Annotated in this window: 5 protein-coding genes; 3 read left to right on the top strand and 2 right to left on the bottom strand. The window is 58.7% G+C overall.

The genetic code is table 11. The annotated features are described in order from the left end of the window. Nucleotides 1–83: 83 nt before the first annotated feature. Nucleotides 84–923, bottom strand: coding sequence for a peptidylprolyl isomerase (locus HMPREF2849_RS04205; RefSeq protein ID WP_049190815.1), 840 nt, complete (start codon nt 921–923; stop codon nt 84–86). Between the two features lie 292 nt (nt 924–1215). On the opposite strand from HMPREF2849_RS04205, the gene HMPREF2849_RS04200 reads away from it, so the two are divergent. Beyond that, the gene (locus HMPREF2849_RS04200) at nt 1216–1887 is read left to right on the top strand and encodes an MBL fold metallo-hydrolase (RefSeq protein WP_070549607.1); all 672 of its coding nucleotides are present in this window, start codon (nt 1216–1218) and stop codon (nt 1885–1887) included. Between the two features lie 43 nt (nt 1888–1930). Beyond that, complete coding sequence (gene hisS / locus HMPREF2849_RS04195) at nt 1931–3214, top strand: histidine--tRNA ligase (RefSeq protein ID WP_070549606.1); 1284 nt, start codon at nt 1931–1933, stop codon at nt 3212–3214. 27 nt (nt 3215–3241) lie between these two features. Here hisS and HMPREF2849_RS04190 read toward each other — a convergent pair whose 3' ends face one another. Next, nucleotides 3242–4129, bottom strand: coding sequence for a KPN_02809 family neutral zinc metallopeptidase (locus tag HMPREF2849_RS04190; RefSeq protein ID WP_016422692.1), 888 nt, complete (start codon nt 4127–4129; stop codon nt 3242–3244). A gap of 271 nt (nt 4130–4400) precedes the next feature. On the opposite strand from HMPREF2849_RS04190, the gene aspS reads away from it, so the two are divergent. Beyond that, entirely contained in the window at nt 4401–6230 is a 1830-nt protein-coding gene (aspS, locus tag HMPREF2849_RS04185) for an aspartate--tRNA ligase (RefSeq protein ID WP_070862635.1), read from the top strand. Nucleotides 6231–6359: the final 129 nt, after the last annotated feature.

The following is a 6359-nucleotide window of genomic DNA, read 5'->3' as shown; positions in this document are numbered from 1 at the left end:
AATCAGACACACTTTTTGTCACTTAACCCTGAAACACCTTGGCCCTGTTTTTGATTAATTTCTGAATCAGTCAGTTGAGTCAGCTACTTGACTTCCGCCTTCTCAATACGGACTTCCTTAGCTGGCTTACCGTCAGAGGTACCGCCGCCCTCGATACCGTTCTTCGCAATGTCCGCAACCGTCTTGGTGCCCTCGTCAGTCATGGAGCCAAGCACGGTGTACTGCGGAGGCAGCTGAGAATCTGCCCAGTTGAGGAAGAACTGGCTGCCGTTGGCATCTGGGTCGCTCGGGTTTGCCATGGCGATAGAGCCCTTCGGGTACACCAACGGGGTATTCTGATCCAGACCAGAATCCTTGACCGGCCATTCGCCAGCGAACTTGAAGCCCGGGCCGCCGGTACCGGTACCAGTCGGGTCGCCACACTGCAGAACGTTCAGGCCACCACCGGTAATACGGTGGCACACAGTGTCATTGAAGTAGTCGGACTTGGCCATGTGCTCAATTGCATTGACGCCGCAAGGTGAAATAGCGCGGTCCAGCTCCATCGGAATGTCGCCCTGGTTAGTCTTCAGGGTGATGGTTACAGTGCCAGTGGCGGGAACGTTGTCGGTAGCTGGCTTATCTATGTCCTTCGATGCCTCGCCATCATCCGGGTAGTCACAGGTCACGGTTTCCGGAAGTGGGGAAGAGCGCTTCATTGGAACCTTTTCACCGCTGACAGGAGTAGCTGTCAGAGCTGCAGGTTCGACTGGAGTCGTGGATTCATCAGCGGCCTCATTGTCGTCAGCGCCGCCAGCCGTGGTCAGCAAGTAGATGCCGCCACCGATAAAGAGCAGGATAGCCAAGGTAGTTACGACAACGCCCAGTGGCTTCAGCTTCTCGGCACGTGCACGGCGCTTAAGTTCGCGCTCGAGCGTCCGCATCGCATCTTTGCGCCTTTGCTCATTATTGGCCACTAGTCTTTCTCCGTATCTGTTAGTCATCTATTGCTGGTGACGGAACACCAGCGGACGATTTTGCCCATTGATAGTGACCGCATTTGAAGTAACAGCTCAGTCGGTCACCGTCGCGTACACAATCGACCATTATGCCCGGGATTGCTTCCCATTTGCGAGATGACAGGCCAACGAGCAAGGGGAAAGGTGCTCTCTTCCCGTTGTTGGAAGGCGCAAATAGCCTGCCGGGGGCTGTACACAATCGTTACAATGGAGCGCCATGGAGATATTTGGTTTTGCAGCCGGCCCTTTTCAGACCAACTGCTACGTGGCAACAGGCGCTCCGGAAATGGACGGCCTGTCCACCCCATGCGTCATTGTTGACCCGGGCATGGGGGCGTTCGAGGTAGTACGCGGCGAGGTTGAGAAGCGAGATTGGAAGCCGGAAGCAATTCTGCTGACCCATGGTCATATCGACCATGTCCGCGATGTCGCGGAGGCCTCCGACTTCTGGGATATCCCCGTCTTCATTCACGAAAGCGACAATGTGTTGCTGGCCAATCCGAAGCTCGGCGGTTCTTCTTTCGGACACCTCTTTGACATCGATTCTATGCAGGCTTATACGGAAGCCGATTTCTTCGAGGATGGCGACGAAGTAAAGTGGGCAGGGTTGAATTTCGAAGTCATTCACGCTCCGGGTCACTCTCCGGGATGCGTGATGCTGCGCGCTTCCGATGGGGAAGATGAGATTGTCTTCAGCGGGGACGTCCTCTTTAAGGGGGCTATCGGTCGCGTAGATTTGCCGGGCAGTAGTCCGGAGCACATGCAGCAGTCGTTGAAGGATAAGGTCCTCCCGCTGGCGGATGACCTCATGATTCTTCCGGGCCATGGCTCCGCATCGTCGATAGGCGAGGAGCGCGCGACCAACCCGTTCCTGCAAAACCTCACCTAGCCTGGCTGACACGTCGTGAGAGTTGGCAGGTAGAGTTAGCGGGGTGAACTCTAGCCAGAAGCCAAAGAAGTTGAAGCCATTCTCCGCGCCCAAGGGCGTGCCGGATTACGTCCCGCCGGTCTCCCGCGAATTCGAGGCGGTGCGAAACTCATTCCAGCACCGCGCACGACTTGCGGGCTATGAGCACATTGAGCTGCCAATTTTCGAGGACACCGGGCTTTTTGCACGTGGCGTAGGTGAATCGACGGACGTCGTCACCAAGGAGATGTACACGTTCGCCGACCGCGGCGGCCGCTCCGTCACCCTGCGCCCGGAGGGTACCGCGGGCGTGATGCGCGCGGTCATTGAGCACAATTTGGATCGCGGTCAGTTGCCGGTCAAGCTTTCCTACGCGGGGCCATTCTTCCGCTATGAACGCCCGCAGGCAGGCCGTTACCGTCAGTTGCAGCAGGTGGGCGTAGAGGCAATCGGCGTCGATGATCCTGCGCTGGACGCTGAAGTCATCGCGCTTGCCGACGCATGCTTCCGCGGTATCGGACTCGAAGGCTTCCGCCTTGAACTGACAAGCCTTGGCGACAACACCTGCCGCCCTGAATATCGCGCTAAGCTGCAGGAGTTCTTGTTTGACCTGCCTCTGGATGAGGAAACGCGCCACCGTGCAAACATCAACCCGCTGCGCGTCCTCGACGATAAGCGACCGGAAATGCAGGAAATGCTTGCCGACGCGCCGCTGATGCTGGACCACCTTTCTGACAGCGCTCGCGGTCACTTTGAAGCTGTGACTGGACTGTTGGATGACATGAAGGTGCCCTATGTCATCAATCCTCGAATGGTGCGCGGACTGGACTACTACACCAAGACGTGCTTCGAGTTTGTTCACGACGGCCTTGGTGCTCAGTCGGGTATCGGCGGCGGTGGTCGCTACGACGGGCTGATGGCGCAGCTAGGCGGCCAAGAGCTGTCTGGAATTGGCTTTGGTTTGGGTGTGGATCGCGCGCTGCTCGCACTGGAAGCAGAGGGCAAGCATGCCAGCGATGGTCGACGCGTCGATGTGTATGGTGTTGCGCTCGGTGAAGAAGCCGCTCACGCTATGGCGGTGCAGATCAATAAGCTGCGCCAAGCGGGTATCCGCGCAGATATGTCCTACGGCGGCCGCGGTCTGAAGGGCGCGATGAAGGGTGCCGATCGCGCTGGAGCCCGATTTGCGTTGGTCCTCGGCGAGTCTGAATTGGCCGCGGGCGAGGTTCAGCTGAAGAACCTTGAGTCCCACGAGCAGCACGCAGTCGCCCTAGATGCACTGGTTCAGGAGTTGCAGTCGCGCATCTAGGAAACGCGCATTTGTTAAGTGCGGAGTCTAGCTGTAGACGCCGCGCTCGAGAGTGTCGCACTGAGACATCTTTCCTGACTTGTAGCCGGTGAGGAATGCCTTCGTACGCTGCTCGGCCGAGCCGTGGGTCCAGGAGTCCGGTTGAACACCACCGCCGGAATGCTGCTGGATGGTGTCATCGCCAATGGCCTTCGTAGTTTTGAGGGCATCGGCAACTTGCTCGTCGGAAAGCGGTTCGAGGATTGCGTCCGGCCCCTTGTCCGCGTAATGAGCCCAGATACCCGCGTAGCAGTCGGCCTGCAGCTCGATCTTTACAGCGTCGGAATCGGGGCCCGGTTCGTTGTAGTTACTGCGGCCGAGTGTGCCCTCCAACCTTTGGATATGGTGGGCGAATTCGTGGGCCACGACGTATTCCTGTGCGAGCGGTCCGTTGCCTCCGCCCATGCGCTCCAGGGTGCTAAAGAACTCCGTGTCGAAGTAGGCCGTTTGATCGGCGGGGCAGTAGAACGGGCCGGTGGACGAGGACGCTGCGCCGCAGCCCGACTGAGTGGAGCCTTCAAAGAGGACTAAGCCTGGGTTCGTGTACTCGATGCCGGCCTGTGCGGGGAGTTGTTCTTCCCAGACTCGGTCGACCGAAATACCGGTGAATTCCATCCGGCAATCGATGCGGCTGTTGGCATCTTCGCCGGTCTTGCAGGGATCCTCGCCAGGGGACTGCTGTGCAGTCTGCGAGGACTGGTTGTTCTGGGCACCTGTCAGCTGTCCCAATTGTCCCGGGTCGCCGCCGAGAAGTAAGTACAGGCCGATGAGGACAAGGCCGCCGATACCGCCACCGCCTACGGCGATAGCGCGGCCACCACCCGAGCGTCGCTCGGCACGAGCCGAGCTCTTTTGGAAGTCATTCCGGAAGGTCATAGGAGTAAGACTATTGCATAAGGTGCGGAAAACGGGCCATTGAATAGCGCTGCGTCATAGTATCCGCATGTAAATCAACGTCAGGATCTACGGAGAACTTTGTCTAAGTGAGTACATGAAGCCCGAGGTAGGCCCAAGGCGATGACCGGTAATAAGCAAAATAGCCGGGGTCTTCTTCTCACCTTTCTGGCTTCAAGGTAGACTACACGGACGAAACCGCTATCCACAGCGTTAATCCCTATAGCACCAATTTTGGAAGGACCAATTCGCAGTGCTTCGTACGCATCTTGCCGGAGACCTCCGCGCTGACCTCGCCGGCAGCACAGTAACCCTGACCGGTTGGGTAGGACGCCGCCGTGACCATGGTGGCGTGATCTTCATCGACATGCGTGACCGCTCCGGTTACGCCCAGGTTGTGTTCCGCAACAGCGAAGTTGCTGAGCGTGCACACCACCTGCGCAGCGAATACTGCATTCAGGTCACCGGTGTCGTTGAGAAGCGCCCGGAGGGCTCCGAAAACCCGAACCTGGCATCGGGTGAAATTGAGGTCAATGTTACGGAGCTGACCATCCTCAACGAGTCGGCGGCATTGCCGTTCCAGCTCGAGGATGTTGGAACTTCTGGCACTGTCGGCGAGGAAGCCCGCCTGAAGTACCGCTACCTAGACCTACGCCGTGAAGGCCCGGCCAAGATTATGCGTCTCCGTGCGGCTGTCAACCGCGCAGCCCGTAAGGTGCTGGACAGCCACGACTTCACCGAAATCGAGACCCCGACGTTGACTCGCTCTACGCCGGAAGGTGCTCGTGACTTCGTGGTGCCGGCTCGTTTGAAGCCGGGCACTTTCTACGCACTGCCGCAGTCCCCTCAGTTGTTCAAGCAGCTGCTTATGGTCGCTGGCATGGAGCGCTACTACCAGATCGCCCGCTGCTACCGAGATGAGGACTTCCGCGCTGACCGCCAGCCGGAGTTCACTCAGCTCGACGTTGAGATGAGCTTCGCCGAGCAGGACGATGTCATTGCGCTGGCAGAAGAGATTCTGGTTGCTATCTTCGCCGAGGCCGGTGTCACTGTTCAGACCCCGATTCCACGCATGACCTTCAAGGAGGCCATGGAGAAGTACGGTTCTGACAAGCCGGACCTGCGCTTCGACATTCCGCTGGTGGAGTGCACCGAGTTCTTCAAGGACACCACTTTCCGTGTCTTCCAGAACGATTACGTCGGTGCAGTTGTTATGGACGGTGGCGCATCGCAGCCTCGTCGTCAGCTCGACGCTTGGCAGGATTGGGCCCGCCAGCGCGGCGCAAAGGGCTTGGCCTACATCCTTGTTGGGGAGGACGGCACTCTGGGCGGCCCGGTTGCCAAGAACATTACTGACGCAGAGCGTGAAGGCATCGCGGCGCACGTAGGCGCGAAGCCGGGTGACTGCATCTTCTTCGCTGCAGGTGACGCTAAGAGCTCCCGTGCACTGCTGGGTGCTGCTCGTGGAGAGATTGCCAAGAAGCTCGGCCTTATCAAGGAAGGCGACTGGGCATTCACCTGGGTCGTCGACGCACCGTTGTTCGAGCCGGCTGCCGACGCTACCGCTTCCGGTGACGTTGCCCTGGGCCACTCGCAGTGGACTGCTGTGCACCACGCCTTCACCTCGCCGAGGCCAGAGCACATGGATACCTTCGACAAGGATCCTGGCAACGCACTGGCTTACGCCTACGACATCGTCTGCAACGGTAACGAAATTGGTGGCGGCTCCATTCGTATTCACCGCCCAGATGTCCAGAAGCGCGTCTTCGATGTTATGGGCATCGGCGAGGAAGAGGCACAGGAGCAGTTCGGCTTCCTGCTGGATGCCTTCCAGTACGGCGCTCCGCCGCACGGTGGTATCGCATTCGGTTGGGACCGTATCGTTTCCCTGCTGGCCGGCGTTGACTCCATTCGCGAAGTTATCGCCTTCCCGAAGTCCGGTGGCGGCGTTGATCCGTTGACTGACGCCCCGACTCCGATTACCGCTCAGCAGCGCAAGGAGACCGGTATCGACTTCAAGCCGAAGCCAAAGCAGAAGGCAGACGGCGTTAAGGCAGCAGCCGACGCAGGCGACAGCAAGTAAACAAAGAAATCACATTGCGAGGAATGTGATCTGCCACTCCAGCGTGAACAGCGCGAGTGGCGCCAATTCCTCCTAACCAAGGCGGTACTGGCCACAACGCAACATCCGTATCGCCTGACTGAAACTGGC

Origin of the sequence: Corynebacterium sp. HMSC073B01 (genome assembly GCF_001838255.1) — a bacterium.
Lineage (GTDB): Bacteria > Actinomycetota > Actinomycetes > Mycobacteriales > Mycobacteriaceae > Corynebacterium > Corynebacterium jeikeium_D.
This window is presented reverse-complemented; position numbering and strand designations above follow the sequence as displayed.

Bases quoted from the DNA above. Each gene is read 5' to 3' on its own strand.
- HMPREF2849_RS04190 (WP_016422692.1), bottom strand. From the start codon at position 4,129: ATGACCTTCCGGAATGACTTCCAAAAGAGCTCGGCTCGTGCCGAGCGA.
- HMPREF2849_RS04200 (WP_070549607.1), top strand. From the start codon at position 1,216: ATGGAGATATTTGGTTTTGCAGCCGGCCCTTTTCAGACCAACTGCTAC.
- HMPREF2849_RS04205 (WP_049190815.1), bottom strand. From the start codon at position 923: ATGCGGACGCTCGAGCGCGAACTTAAGCGCCGTGCACGTGCCGAGAAG.